Annotated in this window: 24 protein-coding genes and 1 tRNA gene; 7 read left to right on the top strand and 18 right to left on the bottom strand. The window is 47.8% G+C overall.

What is annotated here, in order from left to right:
* Positions 1–22 precede the first annotated feature (22 nt).
* Both VNK96_01820 and VNK96_01815 read left to right on the top strand, forming a co-directional pair.
* The gene (locus tag VNK96_01820; GenBank protein HWP30452.1) at positions 23–679 is read left to right on the top strand and encodes a CoA transferase subunit B; all 657 of its coding nucleotides are present in this window, start codon (positions 23–25) and stop codon (positions 677–679) included.
* A 318-nt stretch (positions 680–997) separates the two neighbouring features.
* Positions 998–2,509, top strand: coding sequence for a hypothetical protein (locus tag VNK96_01815; protein HWP30451.1), 1,512 nt, complete (start codon positions 998–1,000; stop codon positions 2,507–2,509).
* Between the two features lie 174 nt (positions 2,510–2,683).
* On the opposite strand, the gene VNK96_01810 is transcribed toward VNK96_01815, so the two are convergent.
* The 12 genes from VNK96_01810 to VNK96_01755 all read right to left on the bottom strand — a co-directional run bounded on the left by VNK96_01810 (position 2,684) and on the right by VNK96_01755 (position 13,074).
* Positions 2,684–4,318, bottom strand: a complete 1,635-nt coding sequence (locus VNK96_01810; GenBank protein HWP30450.1) for a CTP synthase — start codon at positions 4,316–4,318, stop codon at positions 2,684–2,686.
* 383 nt (positions 4,319–4,701) lie between these two features.
* Positions 4,702–5,163, bottom strand: a complete 462-nt coding sequence (locus VNK96_01805) for an NUDIX domain-containing protein (protein ID HWP30449.1) — start codon at positions 5,161–5,163, stop codon at positions 4,702–4,704.
* Between the two features lie 91 nt (positions 5,164–5,254).
* Positions 5,255–5,340 (bottom strand) — tRNA-Leu (locus VNK96_01800).
* Between the two features lie 57 nt (positions 5,341–5,397).
* Entirely contained in the window at positions 5,398–5,964 is a 567-nt protein-coding gene (pyrE, locus tag VNK96_01795) for an orotate phosphoribosyltransferase (GenBank protein HWP30448.1), read from the bottom strand.
* Positions 5,957–6,271 (bottom strand): aspartate 1-decarboxylase, encoded by a 315-nt coding sequence (locus VNK96_01790; GenBank protein HWP30447.1) that lies wholly within the window; start codon positions 6,269–6,271, stop codon positions 5,957–5,959. Before VNK96_01790 ends, pyrE begins: the two co-directional genes overlap by 8 nt.
* Positions 6,240–8,654, bottom strand: a complete 2,415-nt coding sequence (ccsA, locus tag VNK96_01785; protein HWP30446.1) for a cytochrome c biogenesis protein CcsA — start codon at positions 8,652–8,654, stop codon at positions 6,240–6,242. Before ccsA ends, VNK96_01790 begins: the two co-directional genes overlap by 32 nt.
* A gap of 19 nt (positions 8,655–8,673) precedes the next feature.
* Positions 8,674–9,054, bottom strand: a complete 381-nt coding sequence (locus VNK96_01780; GenBank protein HWP30445.1) for a cytochrome c maturation protein CcmE — start codon at positions 9,052–9,054, stop codon at positions 8,674–8,676.
* Between the two features lie 31 nt (positions 9,055–9,085).
* Positions 9,086–9,868, bottom strand: coding sequence for a DUF2231 domain-containing protein (locus tag VNK96_01775; protein HWP30444.1), 783 nt, complete (start codon positions 9,866–9,868; stop codon positions 9,086–9,088).
* A 37-nt stretch (positions 9,869–9,905) separates the two neighbouring features.
* Positions 9,906–11,126 carry an NrfD/PsrC family molybdoenzyme membrane anchor subunit gene (gene nrfD / locus VNK96_01770; GenBank protein HWP30443.1) on the bottom strand — a complete coding sequence of 407 codons (1,221 nt, stop codon included), beginning with the start codon at positions 11,124–11,126 and terminating at the stop codon, positions 9,906–9,908.
* Between the two features lie 4 nt (positions 11,127–11,130).
* Entirely contained in the window at positions 11,131–11,940 is an 810-nt protein-coding gene (locus tag VNK96_01765; GenBank protein ID HWP30442.1) for a 4Fe-4S dicluster domain-containing protein, read from the bottom strand.
* Between the two features lie 3 nt (positions 11,941–11,943).
* Entirely contained in the window at positions 11,944–12,372 is a 429-nt protein-coding gene (locus VNK96_01760; GenBank protein ID HWP30441.1) for a cytochrome c3 family protein, read from the bottom strand.
* 366 nt (positions 12,373–12,738) lie between these two features.
* Positions 12,739–13,074 carry a hypothetical protein gene (locus tag VNK96_01755; GenBank protein ID HWP30440.1) on the bottom strand — a complete coding sequence of 112 codons (336 nt, stop codon included), beginning with the start codon at positions 13,072–13,074 and terminating at the stop codon, positions 12,739–12,741.
* 321 nt (positions 13,075–13,395) lie between these two features.
* Between VNK96_01755 and VNK96_01750 the strand changes: the two genes are divergently transcribed.
* The 3 genes from VNK96_01750 (at position 13,396) to VNK96_01740 (ending at position 15,917) form a co-directional block, all read left to right on the top strand.
* Positions 13,396–13,965 (top strand): hypothetical protein, encoded by a 570-nt coding sequence (locus VNK96_01750; protein HWP30439.1) that lies wholly within the window; start codon positions 13,396–13,398, stop codon positions 13,963–13,965.
* Between the two features lie 110 nt (positions 13,966–14,075).
* The gene (gene atpD, locus VNK96_01745) at positions 14,076–15,515 is read left to right on the top strand and encodes a F0F1 ATP synthase subunit beta (GenBank protein ID HWP30438.1); all 1,440 of its coding nucleotides are present in this window, start codon (positions 14,076–14,078) and stop codon (positions 15,513–15,515) included.
* 6 nt (positions 15,516–15,521) lie between these two features.
* Positions 15,522–15,917 carry a F0F1 ATP synthase subunit epsilon gene (locus VNK96_01740; GenBank protein HWP30437.1) on the top strand — a complete coding sequence of 132 codons (396 nt, stop codon included), beginning with the start codon at positions 15,522–15,524 and terminating at the stop codon, positions 15,915–15,917.
* Between the two features lie 647 nt (positions 15,918–16,564).
* On the opposite strand, the gene VNK96_01735 is transcribed toward VNK96_01740, so the two are convergent.
* Positions 16,565–18,121, bottom strand: a complete 1,557-nt coding sequence (locus VNK96_01735) for a hypothetical protein (GenBank protein HWP30436.1) — start codon at positions 18,119–18,121, stop codon at positions 16,565–16,567.
* 213 nt (positions 18,122–18,334) lie between these two features.
* Between VNK96_01735 and recA the strand changes: the two genes are divergently transcribed.
* Complete coding sequence (gene recA / locus VNK96_01730; protein ID HWP30435.1) at positions 18,335–19,417, top strand: recombinase RecA; 1,083 nt, start codon at positions 18,335–18,337, stop codon at positions 19,415–19,417.
* Positions 19,418–19,468: 51 nt separating this feature from the next.
* Complete coding sequence (locus VNK96_01725; protein ID HWP30434.1) at positions 19,469–19,876, top strand: RecX family transcriptional regulator; 408 nt, start codon at positions 19,469–19,471, stop codon at positions 19,874–19,876.
* 17 nt (positions 19,877–19,893) lie between these two features.
* On the opposite strand, the gene VNK96_01720 is transcribed toward VNK96_01725, so the two are convergent.
* The 5 genes from VNK96_01720 to VNK96_01700 all read right to left on the bottom strand — a co-directional run bounded on the left by VNK96_01720 (position 19,894) and on the right by VNK96_01700 (position 24,272).
* Entirely contained in the window at positions 19,894–20,970 is a 1,077-nt protein-coding gene (locus VNK96_01720; protein HWP30433.1) for an ABC transporter permease, read from the bottom strand.
* Positions 20,967–21,902, bottom strand: coding sequence for an ABC transporter ATP-binding protein (locus VNK96_01715; GenBank protein ID HWP30432.1), 936 nt, complete (start codon positions 21,900–21,902; stop codon positions 20,967–20,969). Before VNK96_01715 ends, VNK96_01720 begins: the two co-directional genes overlap by 4 nt.
* Positions 21,893–23,341, bottom strand: a complete 1,449-nt coding sequence (locus VNK96_01710; protein ID HWP30431.1) for an HlyD family efflux transporter periplasmic adaptor subunit — start codon at positions 23,339–23,341, stop codon at positions 21,893–21,895. Before VNK96_01710 ends, VNK96_01715 begins: the two co-directional genes overlap by 10 nt.
* 151 nt (positions 23,342–23,492) lie before the next feature.
* Positions 23,493–23,636, bottom strand: coding sequence for a hypothetical protein (locus VNK96_01705; protein ID HWP30430.1), 144 nt, complete (start codon positions 23,634–23,636; stop codon positions 23,493–23,495).
* A 27-nt stretch (positions 23,637–23,663) separates the two neighbouring features.
* On the bottom strand, positions 23,664–24,272 hold the full coding sequence (locus VNK96_01700) for a methyltransferase domain-containing protein (protein HWP30429.1): 609 nt from the start codon (positions 24,270–24,272) through the stop codon (positions 23,664–23,666).
* Positions 24,273–24,666 lie beyond the last annotated feature (394 nt).

Genomic DNA, 24,666 nt, shown 5'->3' with positions numbered 1-24,666 from the left:
CGGGTAATCTCCCCTTTGCACTATGGACCCAAGAGAAATCATCGTTCGCAGAGCGGCGAAGGAACTCAAAAATGGGATGTATGTGAACTTAGGCATAGGGATGCCGACCCTCGTAGCGAATTACATCCCTGAAGGCATGGACATCATTTTCCAATCAGAAAACGGCCTTTTGGGCTTAGGACCTTTTCCAAAAAGAGATGAAGTGGACCCGGATTTAATCAACGCGGGTAAACAAACGGTAACTATAGTTCCGGGCGCTTGCTTTTTCAGCAGTGCCGAAAGTTTCGCCATGATTCGAGGAGGGCATATAGATCTCACGATTCTTGGTGGGCTCGAGGTCTCCGTAAATGGGGACCTGGCGAACTACATGATCCCGGGGAAAATGGTCAAAGGGATGGGAGGAGCAATGGATTTGGTAGCAGGGGCGAGAAGGGTAGTGGTAATCATGACCCACACGGCAAAAGACGGCTCTCCCAAAATTCTCCCAGAATGTCGCCTACCGTTGACCGGCAAAGGGGTAGTCCATCGCACCATTACGGAAAAAGGGGTCTTCGATTTCAAAAAAGGAGGAGGGCTCGTTCTCAAAGAAATCCATCCCGACACCACAATCGAGGAACTAAGAGCCTTTACCGCCCCCTTCGATGTCAGCGAAGACCTGAAACCCATGCAAATAGATTAGAAAGCCAATTTAAAGAAAGAGGCCCCGGATGGAGGGGGTTTACCGGGGCCTCCGCTTGGGAGGAGAGGGGCTACTTGGAGGGAGTTGTATTAAAACGTTTTTTTATTTTCTCTAATCTTTTTGACGCCTCCCAACCTGGTATAAGTTCCCAAAGTACCCGAGGGATTTCTACTTTTTATCCTTTGACCAGGCTTTTTCTTGTCTGATTTTTGTCATATTTATCCTGATAAAAGATAGACGCTTTTACAAGTATTTAGCGTTTCTAAATTCTTTTATTTTCCCTACAACTTTTTTGGAAAGGCGTAAAATCCGCAGAAAGTGAGGCTCGTCTACGTCGTCCTGCCTATTCTCGTTCTGGGGGTGAGCGGGATATATGCAGGAATCCAAGGGAGGAACGCCCTTAGCGACGATGCCTTTATTCTGTTACGGGTGCTTCGGCACGCTTTAGAAGGGGAAGGGCTTCGTTTCAACCCGGGCGAAACAGGAGTTCAGCCGTGCACATCGCCTCTCAATCTTTTGCTGACGTTTTTCTTGGCGAAGACGCTCTCCCTTTTCGGAATGCCTATCGAAAGCGCTTGTTTGAATTCCGCGGCGATTCTTTTCATGGTGAGTATGCCCTTATTTGCGATTGGAATGTTGCTCCTCACCGAGGAAGATTCGAAGAGGGTCCCTTTCGCTCTTATGGGGGGGCTGATTGCGATATCGAGCCCGATTGTGCATTTTACTGCAGGGATCGAAACCGTTCCGCTTATGGCGCTTTTGATTTGGAGTGCTTTGGCTTTTGCTCTTAATAAATTCACGCTCTCTGCATGGTTGTCGGCGTTCGCTGTGCTCATGCGTCATGATGCGATACTTTTTTGGATGTTAGTGGTGGTTTATATTTTTTTCTATTCTCCAGTATCGGAAAGAAAGACCTTGCTTTTTCGCTTCGTCGTCCCTTTAGTCTTAGTGTTGGGTCCTTGGCTCGTCTTTTCCGGATTTTATTATGGAACGACGATCCCCACGACACTCGTATCGAAGATGGCGCAGGGGGGGACGATATATTGGTCCGCGCCATATTATTTGCGTGCCCCGAAATGGATAGTAGAGGTTTTCTTCGGACAAATATGGCTCGCGATTGTTCTTTTTATTCTTGCTTGCATCGGATTGACGCTTTTAATCAAAAGGGCTATCTTGTTCTCGAGAATAACTCGGAAAGACAAAGAAGAGCATACGAGTAAAAGCCGAGCAATTGCATTAATGATACTAACATTATTCGCAATACTGCATTTCGCTTTTTATTCTTTCTTAGGGATTCCGGATTATCATTGGTATTTCGTTCCCTATGCGATGGTAATGCTTCTTCTTTCCGTAAAAGGTGCAGAATTTTTGTTTCCGTTTGCGTTAGAACCACGATTCGTTGCGGCTATTTCCGTGTTATTCGGCGTTTTAGCGATTGTTTTTCTGCGCGCTCCGGCAAAGGATTTTCGTCTCGATGCATATCGTGAAGCGGCACAATATATTCGAATGCATCCACCTAAAAACGCATTGGGCACGATGGAAATCGGAATGGTAGGGTTTTTCGCCCCCGAAGTGAAGATTTTCGATTTCAGCGGTGTGGCAACCCTTTCGCAAGTCGAAAACATCGCTCGAAACGACGCAACGGCTTGGCTGAAAAATCCCGATGTTGCCGACAAAGTTTTAATTCGTGGGGAAAAACATCCTTTAGACCCCGATTCCGATTCTCGCTTCGAATCGCTTTACGAAAAAGAAATGAAGTTTCGAGGGAACGACGCTTTTCCGAGCGGATTAGAGATTTGGAGACTGAAAACGGTTTTGCAGAGGAATTGAGAAGTATTGAGACGAATTGAGAGAATTGCGAGAATTGAGAAAATTGAGAGAATTGAGAAACTTGAGACGACGTATTCGTGTTCCCGAACGCTTAATGTAGGAGCGCCGTAAGACGCGATTTCTTCTGTAGGAGCGTCGTAAGGCGTGAGACGAAGCGGAATAAGTTCTAAAACCTTATGCACCCACGACCGCTCGCTCTTGTCTTTTCAGTGCTGCTTCTACTAAGCCTGCAAAGAGTGGGTGTGGGCGATTCGGACGGCTTTTGAATTCGGGATGAGCCTGCGTTCCGATAAAATAGGGATGATCGCGCAATTCGATCATCTCCACCAAACGGTAATCCGGCGAAAGACCGCATGGAATCATCCCATGCTCTCGCAAGGTTTCTCGATAATCGTTGTTCACTTCGTAGCGATGACGATGACGCTCCGTAATCCGTTTCGTTCCGAAAAGTTTCGCTGCCAAAGTGTTCGATTCGATGGTGCAGGGATAACTCCCTAAACGCATCGTCCCCCCCTTTTTCTCTACTCCCTGCTGTTCGGGCAGTAGATGAATCACGGGATGCGGTGTATTAGGGTTCATCTCCTCGGAATCCGCATCGGGAAGCCCGCAAACATTCCTTGCAAATTCCACGACCGCCAACTGCATTCCTAAACAAATTCCCAAAAACGGCAAACCGTTCTCGCGCGCATAACGAATCGCTTGTATCTTTCCTTCTTCGCCTCGACTTCCGAAACCTGGAGCGACGACAATGCCATCCAAATTCCCCAAAATTTCTTCTGGCCCTACGCGTGCAACCTCATCCGCTTCAATCCAAATGATATCTACCTGCGATTCGTGAGGAATACCAGCATGAATGAGCGCTTCGGCAATCGAACGGTATGCATCGCCGTTGGCAACATATTTTCCGATAACTCCTATCTTGCAACGACGTTTTGGATTTTTCAATACCTCTACGATTCGTTCCCATTCGCTCGTATCCGGAGAATTCGGGGGGAGGTGCAAACGCTTCGTAATGAGTTCACCCACTCTAGCGCGCTCGTACATCAAAGGAACTTCGTAAATCGTTTCCGCGGTGAGGGATTCGATTACTGCTTCTGGTTCCACATCGCAAAATAGGGAAATTTTCTCCTTTACATCCGTCGTCATCGGCATTTCGGTGCGGCAGATCAAGACGTCAGGAGCGATACCGATTTCGCGCAATTTAATTACGCTGTGTTGAGTGGGTTTCGTTTTAATTTCGCCCCAAGGAGCGAGGCTCGGTATTAGCGTGACGTGGATATACATCACGTTTTCGGCTCCGACATCTTTTTTGAATTGTCGAATTGCTTCCAAAAAGGGAAGTCCTTCTATATCGCCGACCGTTCCTCCGATTTCGGCTAAAACGAAATCCACCTCGTCTTTTTCGCCCACAGCGCGAATCCGTTCTTTGATTTCGTTGGTGATGTGCGGAATTACCTGCACCGTGGAGCCGAGATAATCTCCTCTTCTTTCTTTTTCGATAACGGCTTGGTATACGGAGCCAGCCGTCACGCAACTCAGACGGCTTCCATTGGAATCGGTGAACCTTTCATAGTGGCCGAGGTCGAGGTCGGTTTCTGCACCATCTTCCGTGACAAAAACCTCGCCGTGTTGATAAGGGTTCATCGTGCCGGCGTCTACGTTGAGATAGGGGTCGAGTTTGATAGGGGCTACGGTAAATCCCCTGTTTCTCAGGAGGCGTCCTAAACTCGCCGTGGCAATTCCTTTCCCGATAGAGCTAACGACGCCACCCGTCACGAAGATGTATTTGCGCTGCGGCACTGCGCTCATGGAATTATACACTGTTTTTACCCGAACAATTTCCAGTCAAAGAGAGGCTATGTTCATGCGAGGATTTTCTTTTTGCACATGCAAGAAGAAGCTTTCCTATTGGATGACCGTAAAACCACCGACCGTAAACCTGCTCGTTTTCGTTCTTAACGCGTAATTCTTCGGGCTTTTTGTTCTCAGGTTTTCCTTCGATTGCGGAATGAATTTCTTGAGCAACGCAGAGGAGGAACCCGAGTTATGACACTTTTTTCCATCGTAGCACTCGCAGTTGCCGGGGCAGCGATTTTCGGAGCCTATAACTTGCTAAGAGACGCCCTAGCGGACATCTGGTGAGGTCGGTGCCGCCTGTGTCTCCTCCAGAGCCGGTATTAATTGCCGGCTCATTACTTTAATTTTTCGAAAGATTCAAGAAAAAGAATTTCGAAAAGGGGATTCCATGCAAAATACACATGCGGGATTTCTTCCAGCGAATAAAAGCCTCGATTCGTCGCTTCGCTACCTTCAGGGATTTCGTCGAGTTCCGTAATTTTGGAAGTGTAGACGTCTGCCCATCGAACCTCCCCGTTTTTCGAAAGTTTGTAAGAGCCCATGAATTGTATGTCTGCTATCTTCGCTCCGGTCTCTTCGTAGGCTTCACGAATTGCAGCATCGCGAGAATCTTCATTCGTCTTGACTTTCCCCCCCGGAATACACCATCCTCGCTCGGGAATGTAACTGAGCAGGGTTTTGTCTCCCTTCCATAAAAAAACGAGCACATAACTCGCCGGTGTGGGGGGGCGAAAGGGAGCGGGAAAAAATTCTACTTCCCATTCTTCCCACTTCGCTTTCGGATATTTCCTAACCATATAAAACCCGGCATAACCTACATTCCCGTGCTTTCGTCTTGGCGATTCGTTTCAGGAGACGCCACGACCACGTTGAAGGAAAGACGATGAGTGGTGCCGAAGGAGGGAATCGAACCCTCATGAGGTTGCCCTCAACGGTTTTTGAGACCGCCGCGTCTACCGTTCCGCCACTTCGGCTCAGGTTCAGCACGCGTTAGTTCTTATCTTTTTAACACTACCACGAGGGATGTCTCTCTATAAACGTCTCGAGCCCGGTTCTTCCACCGGAATCTTCGCGAGCCAATCGGGAACCTCGTCCGGAGCCCAGCTTCTTGCCTCTACTCTGATTACGGAATAGAACGGGACTCCGAAATCTACTTTCTCTTCGCTTCGATCCACCAAAACCGCTACTCCAGAAACTTTTGCGCCCGAACCTTTCAAACACTCGAGGACTTCGAAAATGCTTTTGCCCGTCGTCAACACGTCATCTACTACTAAAATCCTATCTTCCGGGGAAAGCGAGAAACCTCGCCTTAAAACTCTCTGCCCCCCCTCTCTTTCGATGTAGACCGCGCGAGATTTCATTTGCTTTGCAACTTCGTAAGCAATGATAATCCCCCCCGTTGTAGGTCCTGCAACGACGCTCGTTCCGGATTCTTGAAAAAAAGAGGCGATTTCACAGCAAAGTTTCTCTACGATTTCCGGGCGCTCTAAAAGACGAAATTTTTCGAAATACGTATCGCTATGGCGTCCAGAAGAAAGAATGAAATGACCTTTGAGAATCGCTCCCGTCTCTTCTAAAATCGAGAGAAGGTCATCCATGTGGAGTAGGTGTCAGGTCTTTGAGAATCTCGTTCTTCTCTCCTAACAAAACCACTTGGGGAATGATTTCTTCGTCCGTCCATGTGAACGCAGCGATGATGAGCCTGTCACCGACTTTCGCTCGATGCGCTGCCGCACCATTTACACCCACGACTCCTTTGCCACCCGCGAAGACGTAGGTCTCGAAACGATCTCCGCTTTCTACGTTCCAGACTGCGACGTATTCTCCTTCGCGCAAACCGACGCGACGCATGAGTTCGCCGTCCAATTCCAGACTACCGACGTATTCCGGATTGGAGTACGTCACTCTCGCGTGATGAATCTTCGATTTCAAAAGTTTGATGAATCGCATCTTCGCTTTCCGATGCCTTGCGGAGTTCATATCGGCTTCTTCCGATTGCCAAAAACCCACCGAGCGTCATGATACCTGCTCCTAACCAAACCAATATCGTGAGCGGCTTGAAGAAAAACTCCACCGGATAGTAGGGCTCTGGATAATTCAAAGAAAGCACTGCGGTGTGGTCTTCTGCACGAAGGGCGTCCAGAGAGAGCAAAAGTTCGTCAGAAACGGGAGATTGGTGTCGAATCATTCGACCTTCCTCACCTATCTCGATTTCCGGATGGGCAAGTACGGTGTTTCCTCGATATGTCACCCGAACTCTCACACCGAACCGGGTTCCCGGTTGTCCCGGCTGCCCGGATCGTGTTTTTTCGAGATATTCCAGCGTGAAATCATCGAGAACTTTCTTTTCCCCCGGTTTTAATTCGATATTCGTGGCATAGCCTGCTTGAGGCCCACCGACCGTCAAATACAAATCATAAAACCAATCGCGATGTATATATGGTCTTATCACAGCCTGCGGTTGCTCATCACGGTTCATGGGCAAGATGAAATACACAATGGGTTCGAAAGTGATTTTACGGTTCGTCTTTACAAGATCGATCAAACTCATTCGAAGTCTATTTTCGCGAGTTAATAATTCTCGAACAGTAGGTTGTTTTTCTAATACTGCCAAATATTTCGCAGGTCCTGCAATCAACTGTAATGGACTCGAATTTGCTACAGCACCTTCAGCGGTCTTTTCGAATGCGCGTGAAACGATCAGACCTAAAAGCAAAAGCGCAACTCCCATATGCGTGAGGAATGGACCGATTCTCCCTGCACGATTCCAGATTCGCTCCCACGCACGTGCCCCGTTTGCAACCAAACTAAACATGCAAATCCAAATTAGCGCAAAGAAAAGCATTAGAGATGCGACGGGCATTTTCTTCGTGCCGTCCATGGTGAGACCGGAAAAAACTAAAGCGAAAACCACACCGCCGAAAAGGAGCGTGGTGAGAAAGAATAGGTTCGAAAGAGTCTGCCAGCGTTTCGCTTTCGTTTTTTTCCAGCCTAAAAATGGAACGATTGCCATTGCAATCATTGCAGGAATGAAAGGATAAACGACAATTTTGTTATAAACGCTTTCCTTGACGACCTCTTTCGTTTGCCCGAAAAGCGCGGCGAAAAATGGCACGGACATTCCGATTGCCGCCATCAGTGCAACGCCATACAGCATCGCAATCCCGATAGCGAATCCTATTCCTCTATCGCCTGTGGAGTTTTCGGTTTCCGGAATCGGTTTCGTGAAAGCGCGAAAAGCGTGAAAGAGTAAGTATGAGGACAGAGCAATTACAAATGTCAATAAAACGACATGCGCCTTTTCGTCCATTTTCGCAAAACTATGTACGCTTACGTTGGTGAGCGCACCGCTCCGCGTTAGATACGTTCCATAAACGAACCAAAAGAAGGGCAATGCTCCGAAAAGTAGGTTCCATCGAGCCCAAACTGCGCGTCGTGTTTGAACATAGAGACTATGTACAAAGGCGGTTGCGCCGAGAAAAGGAACGAGGCTGACGTTTTCCACCGGGTCCCACGCCCAGAATCCCCCCCATCCTAAAGTTTCGTATGCCCAAAGCCCCCCCATCGTCAATCCGATTCCCGTGCTTAACATAGAAAAAATCGCCCAAGGACGAATTGTAGGAATCCACGATTTGAAATCTCGAGAAAACAGTGCGGAGACAGACCAGGCGAATAAAACCAATAAACTTCCGAATCCCAAAAAAATCACCCAGGGATGAATGACCATCCAATAATTTTGCAAAACTGGATTCAATCCCATGCCGTCAACGGGCATCACCATCGTTTGCCCCTTCGGCAATTCAGCAAGCAACTCTTTTTCTAAAGGGATTAATTTAAAAGGAGATTCATATGCCAATATCCCTAACATAACGATAAGCACAACGCTCGCGGCTATCGTATAACCTTTTCGATATTTCCCTGTCGCTTTTGCTGCAATCGCGGTGAAAAGTGCACTCGTGAGTGTCCATAAAAGAAAACTTCCTTCTTGCGCAGCCCATGCGGCGCTCAAACGATAGGCGAATGGCATATCGTTTTGCGTATTGGTGAAAACATAAAAGTACTGATATTGTCTCGTTAGCAAAAGGGTGACATGAATCGCAAAAGTCGCAACAACGAAACCCATTCCCAACCAAAAGAGCGCTACTCCGATTCGATTCGAGTCTTTTTTGCCTCCGACGACCCAAGTGAATGCGCTCAGGAAATACGCGGCCATCGCAAGAAAAACGAACGTACGCCCTAAGACACCAGCGAACATTCCGAGCCATGATGGTTCTGGAAATTCGGTCATGAAATTAAATTAAGCACGATTATTTGGGATTGTAAGTCGAATCCGTTTCGTATTTGCTGGGGCACTGTGTTTTGATTTCGTCTGCTTGAAAAGCGCCATCCATAAATCGCCCTGCAACGGAGGCTTTGGGTGCTGAGTCGAAATTACCTGGCTTTTGCCCTTTGTAAATCACGCGCAGTTTATCCCCTTGATCGTCCACGATTTCGAATCGGAAAAGGGAATTCGCGATGTCGTACTGCGCAGTTTCGTGCAGTATTTTCCCTGCCACATGGACGTATTCGCCTGGCATAGCCGAGGCTTCCTTTGCCGTTACATAGGGGCTCGTATTAGCGACGAATGAGTAAATACCTACTCCAATTCCAGCAAGGGCGATTATTACGGCTATGATTGCGCCTTTCATCGATTGTTTAATTTTAGCCTATAAATGTGATTTATTCCCCGTAAACGTAAACACCTCCTAAGTGTCCAGCCCATACGAGGGTAACGAGACCTACTACTGCGAGGGCAAAGTAGAGAACTCGAAGGGGAACGTTCATTTTCTGATGGCGATGAACACGCAACGCAACCATCATCCACATGACGAAAGCAGCCGCAAGAGCATAAGCCATGTGCTGAGCGATGAGTCCTCGGAGAGGGACTCTTAACATGACTCCTGCCGCAACACCCGTGAGTGATGCAACGACAGCGCTTATGGCGGCGAAAAGGAGGTTGTACCAACCAGCGAAGAGGAAGGTTTTATCTTTGCGAATCAACCCGTACAAATCGAGAACGAGGGCAGCGAGAAACAGAGCAATCGGAAAATGGACGACTGCAGGATGAAAAGCGTTTTTAGGGATCAGAGGCTTTGGGGGGGGCTTGACGGTGGGAGCGGCGACTTTGCCTTCCCCACCAGGTAATTTATCGGAAGTAATCGCTTCGAGATTGGAGACGCCATCGCCATCCGCATCTAAATTTTCTACTTCTTTTAGAATTTCCTCAGTAACCCTATCGGCTCCGGCCGCCGCCATTTTTTCGCGCAATTGTTTTCCATACGGATTCATAGTAAAATCAGAATCCGAAACATGGCAAATTCCGCACGAATGTTCTGCCAGTTTCGAAGATTCCGACAATTTGTAATTCTTTAAAAACGTATCCAAAAATTCAGACGACGCTTTTACATCCGATGCAAAGAACGAACCAAACAGCATTGCACAAACGATGAACGGTTTCCTCATGTTTTCACCTCCTCGAGTTCACATCCTACCTGAGTTATCATGCTACGTTCTTTGCTAAGGTGGGCTCGTGTCGAGATGTCGTCTCCCACGGCGGCAATACTCGGGCGAGAATCCAAAGAAGAAGGAACGGAAGCAACATGATCACCATTGCCACTGCACCTCCTTCACGACCCACGAGTTCTAATTTATAGGTCGTAAGCCCGTGAAGGCTTTTCGAAAAAAGTTGCCCACCGATTACGACGTTCCAACGCATGAAAAATACTCCGATAAGCACGAGAATGCTTCCGAAGAAATATACGCCTTTGCGAGTTCGTTCTGAAGTACGGAAGAATTGCAGCCAAGCCAAAGCAGCAAGGGGAACTAAAGTTCCCAAAAATAACTGCATGATGAAAATCGTCTGATAGAGATACCCGGAAGCGAGAAGAGTTAAGATACTAAACCATTCGCCTGCTTCGTATAAGCGATGCACACCGTCGAGGAGTTCGGAAGCAAAATCGACAATAAGAGCATACATTAGGAATTTTCCCATAGTGTCGAGACACTTCATATCGAGAGGATGTTTTCGCCACCATGAGGTAATGAAATAAAGAACAGTGACCAACGCTACTCCGGAAACAATCGCTGAAAGTAAAAATATCACCGGCATGGCAACACTCGACCACCATGGGTTCGCTTTCAAAGAACCAAAAATGAATCCGACATAGCCATGCAGTAAGATCGCAGACGGAATTCCGATAATCGTAATGATTCTTCCGGCCTTGTCGTCGAATCGAAGCGCATCTTCGGAGATATCCATAACTCCGAGTGTCAAGATGGAATAAAATATTTTCTTGAAACCTTTCGAAGATTTTGCGATAAGAACGATATCTTTGCGATAATCGAACCATATTTCGAGAAGCAGAACCACCATCAGATACCATAAATAAACGAACCCGAACACCGCCATCGCCGACGACAAATGTGGAGTTATCATGATTTCGAACGCTCGTTCCGGATGTCCTAAATGTGCAATGAGCGGAAAGGGGGCAACAATCAAAAACGCTAAGGCAGTAAGTAAGGAAAGCCTGTAAGTCGGTCTTACGGCTTCTACATTGAAAACGCGAACGAGCGAAGCGAGAATAAAGGCACCTGCAACGAGTCCCGTCAAATACGGATAGATTACGATAAGAATGCTCCAATGGAGTTCTGCTTCGTTAGGATATACATAACCTTTCGAGCCGGCAACTTGCGCTAAGCCATTCGCGAAATCTAAAAACATCTTGTTATACGACCTCCTTGCTGAGCCCTTTGTATGCGACTTTTGCGCCAGTGCGCAAATGAGGTTTTAAAACCATTACTTGATTTTTTCTGATGAATTTAGAAATCTCACTTTCAGGGTCGGATACGTCACCGAATATGCGGGCATGCACAGGGCATACCTCCACGCATGCAGGAACTAAACCTTTTTTAATTCGGTGATAGCACAATGTACATTTATCGGCAGTTTGCGTTTGCGGATTGAAAAAACGAGAACCGTAAGGACACGCTTGGATGCAGTAGCGACATCCGATGCACCAATCTTTATCTACTAACACGACTCCGTCTTGCGTTTGGAATGTAGCCCCCACCGGGCATACTTGTGTGCAGGGAGTTTGGTCACACTGATTGCAAAGTTTTGGAACGTAGAAGGCTTTCGCTATTTGCTCTTCGGGGATATTGTCGGGGGGAAAACCATCGCGACCTCCGTTCGGAGACGTTATTACGACCGAGCCATCCATCTTGACGATGTAGCGTTCAACCCACGTTCGGAAATGACCGGGGGGGACATTATTTTCTTTACAGCATGCATCCACACACAATCCGCATCCGATGCATGCTTCAATATCTATCGCCATGCTATACCATGGTGAATTCGGAAACCCTGATTCGTGAAGTTTAGGTTTCCAATGCGCAATTCGCCGTGTAACCCTCACCCACCAATTCCAGCCGACAGCCCCGAGTGCAATCAAAAGCACCGAGCGGAAAAGGGATGCAAGAAACTCCCCTCGTGTTATTGTATTCTTCTCTTCTTTATTTTCTATTTCTTCGTTCATGATTTATTCGTGGATGGCATGGCAAGAGGTGCACGGTTCCGATGGGTTATGTTCCGATAAATCAATCTGAGGAAAATCGGATGGTCGCGCTATATTCTTTCCGTGGCATCTTCCGCAAAATTCTCGTTTCTCTGGAATAGACGGTTTGAATTTTTCGAAATCTTTTACATGCTCCAATGCAGGACCATGACAGGTTTCACAACTCACTCCGACTTGAAAATGCTGGGTGCTTTCTTCCAAGTCCGAATGACAATCCAGGCAAGCTTGTTTTCCTGCAAATTTAGGAGGTTGCGCTTGAATTTCTTTTAGGGCATCTCCTCGGAAAAAGCCATATTCTCCGAAACTTTCTGGAGTCGTCCAAGTCCATAGAAAAATGAAACCGAGTAAAAGCAAAGCAAAAAGCACTAACAGTCGCGATACTTGCGGTCTCATTTTTTCAAACCCATGTTTTTCGAAAAGTTAACGAAACATTTAAGACAATTCGACCTATATTTCTATTTCTTTAATGTTTACTAAATCTTCCAGTTTTTTTTGCGAGAAGGCGGTGTTTCACCGCCTTCTCGTTTTTCGTGAGAGGGGTCAGGGCATCAAAGTCGAATTTTTAGAAATTTCAAGATGAGTTCCAATATCAGTTCGTTTTCTTCGTTGGATGTACCAAACCACAAAAGTAGTGCCCCCCCGATAGGAAATGTGCGCCTTCGCGAAATCAAACTCTAATGAGTTCGTACGGTTTATATCATAGCCGCACAAAGGCACCTTGACTTACACCTCCTTGTTATGTAATTTCGAAAATGGTTTTTATTTACTCTTCGGATCGCCGGGGAGAGTATCGCCTTTGATCTCTGCCAAATTTTTAACTCCGTCGCCATCCGAATCGAGATTTTCTACCTGGGAAAGAATTTTTTCGGACAAAGTCTTAGTGCCAGCCTCACGAAGCGCTTTTTGCAAATCAGCGCCATACCGGTTGACTTTCTTTCCAGCCTTATCTGTGTGGCAAACTAAACATTTCGCTTTGTCCAATGCCGAGCCTTTCTTTATTTCATACGTTTTGACAAAAACCTTCAGATACCCCGAAAGGGCAAGGGCGGAAACTGCCATAAGGGCAACAATGAAAATCGCAATCAAGTTTCTCATTTTTATTCTCCTTTGGATTCCCGGAACCCCCCGTAATTCGCTTCTCTGTAAGTTTTCTGCGCTCTTGATTATGTATGGGTTTTTACGAAGAATCCCTGGGAATCCTTTCTTAATATCTACTCTTACAAAATTGCCTTCTATGACAGTTGTCATATTTTGGAAAAATCTGGGATTTTTCTCCAACTATTTATCGTTCCTGCCTTTTCCACACAGGACAAGCATTCTCGGAAAAAAGCAAAGGCAACCGACTTTAGACCGTATAAATGGCTGGTGTAACCTGAAAGCACTCGGCGTCCGGTAAAATAGATTCGTCATCTTTTCATGAGAAAAATAATTCTTCTCTTTCTGCTCGCTGCTTTTAGTTTTCTTGTCGGGCAGTCCCCGTCTCCGACTCGTGAGCAGCCGAAATACGGAACTTTACGGCTGAAAGCAGGTTTAGGCAGTTTCCGCCTCGAAGGAGAAGGGCGGGTCGAGATGACCTTCCGGGGAACCCTCATGCTCGTGAATTTCGAGGGGAAGATAGATTTGCAAGGGCGGGTTCGAAAGGAATTCCAGGGAATGGGACGCACGGTATGGTTCGGAGCGCGTGATGAAAACGGACGCCTTCCACGAGCCGTCATCGAAGGAAAATGGCGGTACCTTCAATGGTTCGGCGGTGATATGCAAGCAATTTGGAAAGGTAGAGGAATAGCACTAATCTTCGGTGAATATGACGAAAACGGTGACAGCGGCACGTGGCAACTCGACAACAACCCTGCTTACCCATGGCATACGGTGGGACGCGCAGTCTATGTCCCCGAAGAGATAACTCCAGGGTATACGCCTTCTCCTAAACGAAACGGAAAAAATAACGCGAATCCGAAACCAGAAACACCAAAGAAAGTCTTTTAGGGAAAAAGTCTTTTTAGGGAATAGGTATAATTCCGCTTTCGAATTGTTTTAAATTCGCTATTTTTAGAGTGTCTAAAAATTCCATTTAGAGAAAACGGAGGCAATTTTTTATGCCCGCAACAGGAAAAGTAATTCAAGTACTCGGACCCGTAGTGGATGCCCGCTTCCCTGCTGAATCTCTTCCAGAGATTTACAACGCAATCAAAATCGAAGACCCTAAACGTGGCATCAATCTCACTTGCGAAGTCGCTCAACATATGGGCGACGATATCGTGCGATGCGTGGCTTTATCCTCCACGGACGGGCTCGTGCGAGGAATGCCAGCAGTAGATACGGGTGGACCTATCACTGTTCCCGTTGGAGATGTAACCCTGGGACGGGTTTTCAACCTCGTCGGTGACCCAATTGATGAAGGTGAACCGATTCCTCCAGACGCGGAGAGGCATCCCATTCATAAACCAGCGCCGAAATTCCAAGAGCAAAACGTAAAAATTGAAATTCTCGAAACGGGTTTGAAGGTCATTGACCTCCTCGTGCCTTTCAATAAAGGCGGAAAAATCGGTCTTTTCGGCGGAGCGGGGTTAGGCAAGACGGTTCTCATTCAAGAATTGATTCGCAACATCGCTGTAGAGCATGCCGGTGTATCGGTCTTCGCTGGTGTAGGTGAAAGAACCCGTGAAGGAAACGACCTTTGGCTCGAAATGCAGCACACCAAATTCAAAGATGCAAGTGGGCGGGAACTGCGAGTAATTGACAAAATGGCGATGGTCTTCGGACAGATGAACGAGCCGCCCGGTGCGCGTTTGAGAGTCGGTCTTTCCGCATTGACGATGGCGGAATATTTCCGAGACGTGAAACGCGCCGATGTCCTTTTATTCATTGATAATATTTTTAGATTCGTTCAGGCTGGTTCGGAAGTTTCCGCACTTTTAGGAAGAATGCCGAGCGCTGTCGGATATCAGCCGACCCTTGCAACGGAGATGGGGGCATTGCAAGAACGAATCACCTCGACGAATTTGGGCTCTATCACCTCCGTCCAGGCGATTTATGTGCCAGCAGACGACCCGACAGACCCAGCGCCTGCAACTACCTTCAGCCACCTCGACGCTTATGTGTACTTAGAGCGACGAATTGCAGAAAAGGGAATCTATCCGGCAGTAGACCCCCTTGCATCCACTTCGAAAAACCTCGACCCGCGCATCGTCGGTCAAGAGCATTACGAAGTCGCGCGGAACGTGCAACAAGTTTTGCAACGTTATCGCGAATTACAAGACATTATTGCGATTCTGGGAATCGACGAACTTTCTGACGAAGATAAACGAATCGTCGCTCGTGCTCGACGAATCGAACGCTTTTTGAGTCAGCCGAACTTCGTTGCGGAGCAATTCACGGGAATGCCGGGAAAATATGTTCCTGTTAGCGAAACGGTTAAAGCCTTCAAAGAAATCCTCTCCGGCAAATTAGATGAATTGCCCGAACAGGCATTTTATATGTGCGGAGGCTTGCAAGACGTTTACGACAAAGCAGAAAAGATGGCTGCGGCGGTTTAGTTTCTTATGTCCATGTTCCAACTTTCCGTAGTTTCTCCGGATCGCATCGTAGTAGACGAAGTTGCGGAATCGCTCGTGGCTCCGGGTGTAGAAGGTTATTTCGGGATTCTCGCTGGTCATGAACCTTTCGTCTCACAACTGAAAATCGGTGCTCTGAAGTTTCGAGATGCGGGGGGGCGCGACCAGAAAGTTGCAGTTGCGGGGGGATTTTTGGAAGCGAGCGGCGATAGGGTGATTGTGCTCGCGGACGCTGCAGAAAGAGCCGAAGAGATCGATATAGAACGCGCTCGCGCAGCCTTAGAACGCGCGAGAAAACGTCTCGAAGAAAAAGATGTCAATATTGTACGCGCACAAGCGGCGATAGAACGCGCATTGAATCGTCTGAAAGTCGCTGGGGCATGATGGCGAGGCTTTAGACTTGCGACTCCCCTTGCGAACCAAGGGGGGGGCTTAAAGGAAATAACATTTTTTACAAAAACCAAAACTAAGAAGTTTCATTTTCTCGTTCCCAAACTCTGTTTGGGAACGCATGTATCTAAGAAAAACCGGTTCCCCTTGCGAAGCAGGGGGAACCCTACGGAGGGGGTTTCTGGAAAACTTTTTATGCTATGTATGCGTTGTGTTTTTTTCTTCCATATCGGAGTGATGAGGGGAAAAGCCTCAACAGCAGGAGCTGTTGAGGCATGAAAAGCAGTTGAGGCATGAAAAAGGGGGGGATGTAGTTTATAGGTTTTTTTTATTTTGACCCCCTCCTTATAGGTTTCCCCTCTTCGCTTCGCTTGAAGGGGAACCGCTAGAACATGAAATTGTAGGAGCGCTCGCAGGTGAACCGAATAATGAAATGTAGGAGCGCCGTGAGGCGCGATTGCGGCTTCTCGTAAATAACATGTGCGTTTCCTAAAGGGAGTTTGGGAACGAGAGAAACGAAGTTTGGGAACGAGACGGAGTTTGGGAACGAGAGAAGGTTCACCCGTTCAATCGAAGCAAACCGGGCGTTCTAATTCACAATGGTGTATTCCTTAGCAAAAGAGAAACGGAGGTGAAGCAAATCATTGGCTCCAAATCTGCCAAGCTACGAAGTCTGCGGCGGTCATCCAATTCGCGGGGACAAAGCCTGTTTTGGTCCAAACGATGCGTGCGTACACTTCGCCCGTTTGAGGATGAACGAAGCGAGAGGGATTTTCGGAAATTATGATTTGAGCAGTAGAATCGCTAAATGTCGCCGTTCTCGAATCTACTTCTTCGAAAGTGCCTGTTTGATAGTTTTTGAAGAGAACCTTCTGATTTGCCCCCCCTTCCGAAGAGGCTGTTTCGAGGGTAAATCCTAGCTTCGTAACATTCGTTCCCTCGAAATGGCTTTTTACGTCGAGCATGATTTGCACACCAGTAAGGCTTATGCTGCGTGGACGTTTGATAAAGAGTTTTTTATCGTCGCTTAGGAGAAGTTCGTTCAACCCCCCCTGAACGAGTTCTCCTCGCACGATTACAAACGCTTCAGGTTGAAGTGTCGTAGAAAGGGGAACCCTCGCAATCCAAGCTTCCGTTTGACCTGATGGATTCCAACCCGTACCCACTACTATTGCAAAGCCATTATGCACTGCAACGTCATAGGCAGTGCCTAAAACCCAACCAGGAGGAACGGACACACCGTTCGCTTTCAGCCAATCCGAGACACTCCGCATACCATATACGGAATCCCAAATAAACGCTTCATAACCGTTCGATGAGAAGGCTTGACCCACAATCACCGAACCATCTCCTGATACACTGTGTGCCCTGCTATCAAAACCGCCATCAGGAAGGTCTCCTAACCCAACCATTCCTTCTAGCCACGTCCAACGAAAGGCTTCATAACCGTTTGCTGATGTGCCTCGACCAACAACAACCGAGCCATCTGCCGATACACCATATGCCTCGGAAAAATTGCCACCAGGAAGATCCCCCAAACCAACCATTCCTGTTGTTTCCGTCCACCGAAACGCTTCAAACCCATTCCCTAAGTAACCAGAACCGACGATTACTGAGCCATCTTCTGACACAGCGAGCGCTATGCTAGAAAAACCACCGCCAGGAAGGTCTCCTAAACCAACCATTCCCGTTGCTGCTGTCCACCGAAACGCTTCAAACCCGTTCGCTGAGTAGCCTTGACCTACAACAACCGTGCCATCCCATGATACACCGGAAGCCGTACTGGAAAAACCGCCACCAGAAAGGTCTCCTAAACCAACCATGCCGGCCGTTTGTGTCCAACGAAACGCTTCTTGTCCGTTAGATGAAGTGCCGTAGCCAACAATCACCGAACCATCAGCGGATGCTCCGGATGCTACGCTATAAAAACTACTACCAGGAAGGTCTCCTAACCCGACCATTCCCGTGTCTTCCGTCCAACGAAATGCTTCCTGACCGTTCGCTGACTTGCTGTATCCGACGACCACCGAGCCATCTGCCGATACACCTAATGCAACACTTTCAAAGTTGCCACCAGGGAGGTCTCCAAGTCCTTTGAAGAAAGATTGACCTGATGAGAGCGCTGGAAAAAGAGAAATGCCTATTCCCCCAACACACAAGAAATAGGCACGGAAAACACAAAGAACATTTTTCTGCATCGCCTTTCCTCCGAAACAAGAAAAAATAAATTTTATTTATTCTACAACGACTTTTTTCATTCGGTTCAAAATTTTTACAAAAAAACTTTCCCGAGGCCTTGACAAGTCGTAAATAGACATGTAGAATAGCGTCTACTATCTAAATCTCCAAGGAGGAGAACAATGGCAACAAGTCGAAATGGGGCTTCGAGTAAAGTACAAGAGAGTCCCAAGATGAAAAAAACCAAAGAAGAACTCGTATCTCCCAAAGAGCAAGCCCTCAAGATGGCGGTCTCCCAAATCGAGAAGTCCTTCGGTAAAGGCGCGATTATGCGGCTCGGCGAGACCAGCACCGAACGAGTCGAAGCGATTCCCACAGGTTCGATTAGCCTCGACCTCGCTTTGGGAGTCGGCGGTATCCCGAGAGGAAGAATCACCGAACTTTTCGGCTCGGAAAGTTCTGGAAAGACCACCCTCGCGCTGCACATCATCGCCGAAGCCCAAAAGCGCGGTGGGTTGGCACTTTTCGTAGACGCAGAACATGCTCTCGATGTGGAGTACGCTCGTGCGCTCGGAGTAGACGTGGACCGCCTTTACATCTCACAACCAGCCACTGGCGAGGAAGCGCTCGAAATCATGGATGCAGTGATTCGCTCGGGAGCGGTGGACATCGTAGTGCTCGATTCGGTGGCGGCTTTGGTACCCAAAGCGGAAATCGAAGGGGAAATGGGTGATGCTTTCGTGGGCATCCAGGCACGCATGATGTCGCAGGCGTTGCGAAAACTCGGCGGTCACATCAACAAAACGAACACTGCCGTAATCTTCATCAATCAATTGCGTGAAAAGATCGGTGTGATGTTCGGGAATCCCGAAACGACGCCGGGGGGGCGCTCCCTGAAATTCTGGGCATCCGTGCGCATCGAGGTGCGCAGAGCGGAGACGATAAAAGACGGCGCTGAATCCATCGGTGCTCGCACGAAAGTGAAGGTCGTCAAAAACAAAGTCGCGCCACCTTTCAAGGCTTGCGAGTTCGACATCCTTTTCGGAAGAGGGATTTCGAAAGCGGCGGACGTTTTGGACACAGCGACCACATACGGAATCACGACGCGTGCAGGAACTTTCTACAACTACGGTGAATTGCGGTTGGGACAAGGACGCGACAATGCGCGTGCATTTCTCGAAGCGAATCCTCAATTGCTGGAGGAAATCGCAGAGAAGATACGCGAAGCGGCGCGTGCAAAAGCCGCTGCTATTTACAGTTCTTCTGTTGCAGCAGTCGAGTTAGACGGCTCACTCGAAGAAGAGGTAACCACGTAGCGTTATCAATGTTGGAAATCCCCCCCGCTAACGGGGGGGATTTAAAAGAACATGACGCGTGCTTTGAGAATCGCGCTGAAAATGCTGCGCGCGAGGGGTTGTTTCGAAAACGAGATTCGCACGCGATGTCTCGAAAAAAATTGCCCCCCTTCCGAAATAGAAAGCGCTCTAAACGATTTGCGAGCGAAGAAACTTTTGAACGATGCGCGTCTTGCAGAGCACCTCGCCCTTCTTTGGAGCGAAAGCAAAGGCTGGGGGAATGAAAGAATTATCGAAACTTTAATGGCGCGCGGAGCGCCGCAAGAGGCTATCGAGAGTTCCATCGCCCGGCTTCCCCCCGAATACGAAAGGGCAGAAAGACTCGTTCGTGGGCTCGATTCTCGGAAGGCTCTTTATAAACTTCGCTCCGCAGGCTTTTCGGAAGAGACGCTCGAGAAGTTTTCGTTCGACAATGATTAATTGCATCAGGAGGAAACTTACGCGATGCTTTTTCGGAAGCGTTTTGTAGCAATCGTGATGAGTACTAATGCCATCGCAATCAGAATTAGCATGTGCGGAAATAAATGAGAAAACCCCGCCCCTCGGACGATAATCCCACGAGTAATTTGCATGTAATGCGTAGCGGGAAGAAAATTAGAAAGTAGGTAGAGCCATCCGGGCATCGTCTCGCGAGGTGAAATGTAGCCGGATAATAAAACGGAAGGCAACGTAAAGAGCATGGAGAATTGAAGCGCTTGTGTTTGTGTGTTCGCAAAAGTGCTTATGAGCAATCCAATCGAGAGTGTAGACGCAATGAACGGTATGCTCATCAGCAAAAGCCATAAAACGTTGCCATGAATGCTTACGCCGAAAACGACGTTCGAAATCGTAAGTATGACGATTAACTCTGTCATTGCAAGCGCAGCGTAAGGGACCAATTTCCCGAGCATTAGAGCGAGACGGCCGACCGGAGTAACCATTAACTGTTCTAAAGTGCCTTGTTCTTTTTCTCGAACGATGCTGAAGGCAGTCAAAGCGACCGTAACGACTTGCATGATGACCGCGATGAGACCGGGGACCATAAAAACTGCAGTGCGGCTCGTAGGATTGAAAAGCACGTTTACTCGCGCGTCGGGAGTTCCTGGAATCGGTTCGGAGGGGGGGCTCACGATTGCGAAGCGCGCGCGAATCGAAACTTGCGCATCGGAACCATCCACTAAGACTCCTATATTGGGGTTGCCTCCGGCGGAGAGAATTCTCGCGAATCCGGGGGGGATTATCACAGCGACTTTCGCGGAACCTTCTCGCAATCTTTCCGTCGCTTCTTGCGGCGTTCTTACATAAGAAACGATGTCTAAATATTGACTTGCTTCGAGTCGTGCGAGAAATTCACGACTTTCACGACTATTATCGTAATTTACGACTACGGTTTCGATATGACGCACATCGAAGTTGACGGCATAACCGAAGATGATGAGTTGTATGAGAGGCATGATGAGCGCTACGATGAGCGTCGTCGGGTCGCGTTGCAAATGGATGAATTCTTTATAAACGACGCTCGAAAATCCTTTCATGAATCCGCCATCTTCTTCGTTATTGCAACGAAAACATCTTCGAGGCTCGGTTCAGCACTCTGTACTCTGCGGATGCCTTGAACTGACTTTAATATTTCATCATCTGTCACCGATTCGTCTATAAGCAAATGCACATCGGATTCGACAAGAGTTGCGTCATGCACGAATGGTTTTTTGCGGAATGCGTTTAGTGTTTCCGTCGGATTATCGGATTCTACAGACACTCTTCGAGTTCCTACTGGAGAAACTTCGGGGAGACGTTTGATTTCATCGGGAGTGCCGAGCAGGATGAGTTTCGACATATAAATGTAGCCGATTCGACTGCATCGCTCCGCTTCATCCATATAATGCGTACTTACGAAAAGAGTTTTTTGTTGAGATGCAAGATGAAAAAGCAAATTCCATAAGGAGCGTCGAGCGACTGGGTCTATTCCCGCAGTCGGTTCATCGAGAAAAAGCACATCGGGTTCGTGAAGCAATGCTGCAGCGAGTGCTAAGCGTTGTTTCCAACCTCCGGATAACGTTCCGCTCGGCTGTTCCATGTATCGGTGCAATCCGACGATGTCGGCAACTTCGGTGATTCTTTTTTGCAAGTGTTCTCCACGGAGTCCATAAACGCCTCCGAAAAATTCTAAATTTTCTCGAGCAGATAAATCTCTATATAAACTGTAGGTTTGATTCATGTAACCTATCGAGCGTTTGACTTCTTCAGTTTGTGATACGACATCGAAGCCATTGACTATCGCATTGCCTTCGGAAGGTTCGAGTACTCCGCACAGCATACGAATGCATGTGCTTTTACCGCTGCCGTTCGGTCCTAAAAATCCGAAGATGGTGCCTCTTTGAATTTCGAAAGTGACATGGTCAACGGCAGTAAGAGAGCCGAAACGTCGTGTGAGATTGTCCGCGCGAATTGCGATTTCTACGGCCACTTCCCGACCCTCTTGACCGTTGCGTACATGCCCGCTTTAATTCTCGAATCAGGACGCACAAGTCGCAATCGAATCGCGAAAACTTGCCGTCCTCGTTCTTCCGGTGCCTGCAAATTGATGGGAGTGAACTCGCCTCGCGTTGCTATACTTTCTACTTTTCCCTGGACTGTCCCCTCGATTCCGTCTACAGCGATTATTGCTTCGTCTCCGATGGATACTTTCGAAAGTTCTTTTTCTGGAAGATAAACACGAAGCCAGATGTCGTTAGGATTCGAGACTTGAATCACCGGTTCTCCAGCTTTTACGACATCTCCAATAGCCACGAATATGCGGTCCACTGTACCTTTGAACGTTGCGCGCACCTCGATTTCTCGAAGGTTTTCTTTTGCGCTCAATGCGTTTAATCGTGCTTGCTTTTCTGCGGCTTTTGCCATAGCGATGTCTTCGGGGCGATTACCACGTTGCAGTTCGATGAGTCTTGCTCGAGCCTGGTCTAATTGCGCCTTAGCGGCTTGGATGTCTTCTCTTCGTGTACCTCGCAAAAGTAATTTCAGTTTCTCGCGTGCTGAATTGACCTGTTGACGTGCTGCTTCGATATCTTCTTTGCGAAAACCGTGAAGAAGGATTTCGTATTGCGCTTTTGCTTGGCGATAGGCTTCGCGTGCTTGTGCGAGTTCTTCGGGGGGGGTTCCGCGTATGGCTCTTTCATACGCTTCTTGCGCCTCGCGTCTTTTTGCTTGCGCCGTTTGGTAATTTGCTAACGCGGCATCGTACTGCTGTTTCGAAATAGCACCTTGGTCATAGAGTTTTTGTGCTCTTTCGAAATCACGATGAGCGAGTGTTTCTACTGACACGGCTGCATCGAAACGTGCTCTCAACTGTTCTTTTTCTTCTTGGGTCAGACCGCGTTCCGCTTGTCGCAACTTTTGCAACGCGAGGTTCGCAGCGGCGTGGGCTGCCTCGATTTCTTCTTTTCGCGGACCTCGTTTGAGTTTTTCGTACTGCGCTTCGGCTTCCTTGAGTTTCGCGCGCGCGGCTTCGATTTCCTCTGGCAATGGACCGTTCACGAGTTTTTCGTAGATGGATTCGGCTTGTCGCACGGCGGCTTGTTGAGCTTCGATTTCTTCAATGCGAGGACCGTGTAAAATTTTTAAATATTGTTCTTTCGCTTCTTCTGCTTTTTGTTCTTGTGCTTTGGTAATCGCTTCGTAACTTTCATTCGATAGTCGCAGCAACACTTGTCCTGGTTCGACGACGTCGCCTTCGTCAACGAGTATTTCGATGACTCTTCCGTCGAGTCTCGGTGAAAGTTGTGTTGGTTGATTTTCGAAAAATCCAGATAGTTTGCTTTCACGCTGGTAGCGTATTCTGTCGAGGACATATCCTCCCAAGAGAAACGCTGCTAAAATCGAGACAACGAGGATAAGACGCGCTTTCATGCTAGGTCAAAATCAATTTTCATCGGCTCGATTGTTTTGGAGCAAATCGAACTTTTGTAGCGGATAGAAAGTTCCAATGACTTCTGATAGACTAATAGAAGAGTGGCAACGCAAACTTTTTTTTCATACTCGTCTCTCATGCATATCGTTTCTATTTACGTTTCCATGCGCGAAAGTTGATGCCGAGTGTGCCAAATTCTTTGGCGGACGATTCTTGCGGTGCATCCTCGAAGACGGAACCGCGCCACGTAATCTCGAAATCACTGAAACCAGCGGTTTGGACTATTTCTTTCAACTCTGCTTCCAGCAGAGCGCCAGCGATTCACCCAGTCCATAATTCGATATACTCTTTTGCGTCTTCGGGTACTGCTTTTTGCACGATGATATCGCCGATTTGAATGCGCCCCCCCTTTTTTAGAACGCGATACATTTCGTGAAACACACCGAGCTTGTTCGGACATAGATTGACGACGCCATTCGAAATGACGACATCCGCCCATCCATCCGGAACAGGCAACTCCTCTGCATAGCCTTCGATGAACTCGATGTTAGAGAGACCCATTTCTTCAGCGCTCGCGCGAGCCTTCTCCAACATTTCTGGAGTCATGTCAATTCCCATCACTCGTCCATTTTTTCCGACTTTCACGGAAGCAATCAGACTATCGAAGCCTGCACCACAGCCGATGTCTACAACTTTCATTCCTTCTTTTATTTCTCCGAGCGCGAAAGGATTTCCCGTTCCTGCGAACGAATCTAAAGAGCGTGCAGGAATTTTGTCTATGAATTCGTTCGGATACCCGAGAATTTCTGCAAGAGGTAGACCTGTGTGAAAATGAAATCCTTTTTTAGGGCTGCGAGCGACATCGGCGTATTCTTTGCGGATTTCACATCGAAGTTGTTCCTGATCGATTTTGGGTATGGATATTGCCATTTAATTCCTCCCGGATTTCAAAAACCGATTTTACCTATGGAATCGAGACTTAGAGCATCTCTTCCTGCTATCCTATCGTCTCTTAGGGTAAAAGCAATGCGATGTTCGGATTGTCCGAGGTTCAATTTCGAGGAGAAAGCCTGCCGAGATGGGAAGTTGAACCCAGAGTCTTGGGAAAGTGCCGTTGAAGTAGCCCAGCACTTCGGGCCAAGAGCAATCTGCATGCTCAACGACTATCGAGAACGCCTTCTGCATGTATGGTTCGTTTCTCCCAGGAGGATTTCTCTTAGCGAGGGGGAAAACTAACTGGGTAGGAGCGAGCGCATAAAAGAGTGCGCATAGGGACCATGGCAAAACGGGGCTGGCAAGATTCCAGCCCCGAAATTATTTATTT

The organism is Fimbriimonadales bacterium (genome assembly GCA_035559795.1).
Classification (GTDB): domain Bacteria; phylum Armatimonadota; class Fimbriimonadia; order Fimbriimonadales; family ATM1; genus DATMAR01.
The sequence above is the reverse complement of the archived record's forward strand: the minus strand, read 5'-3'. Positions and strand labels throughout refer to the sequence as shown.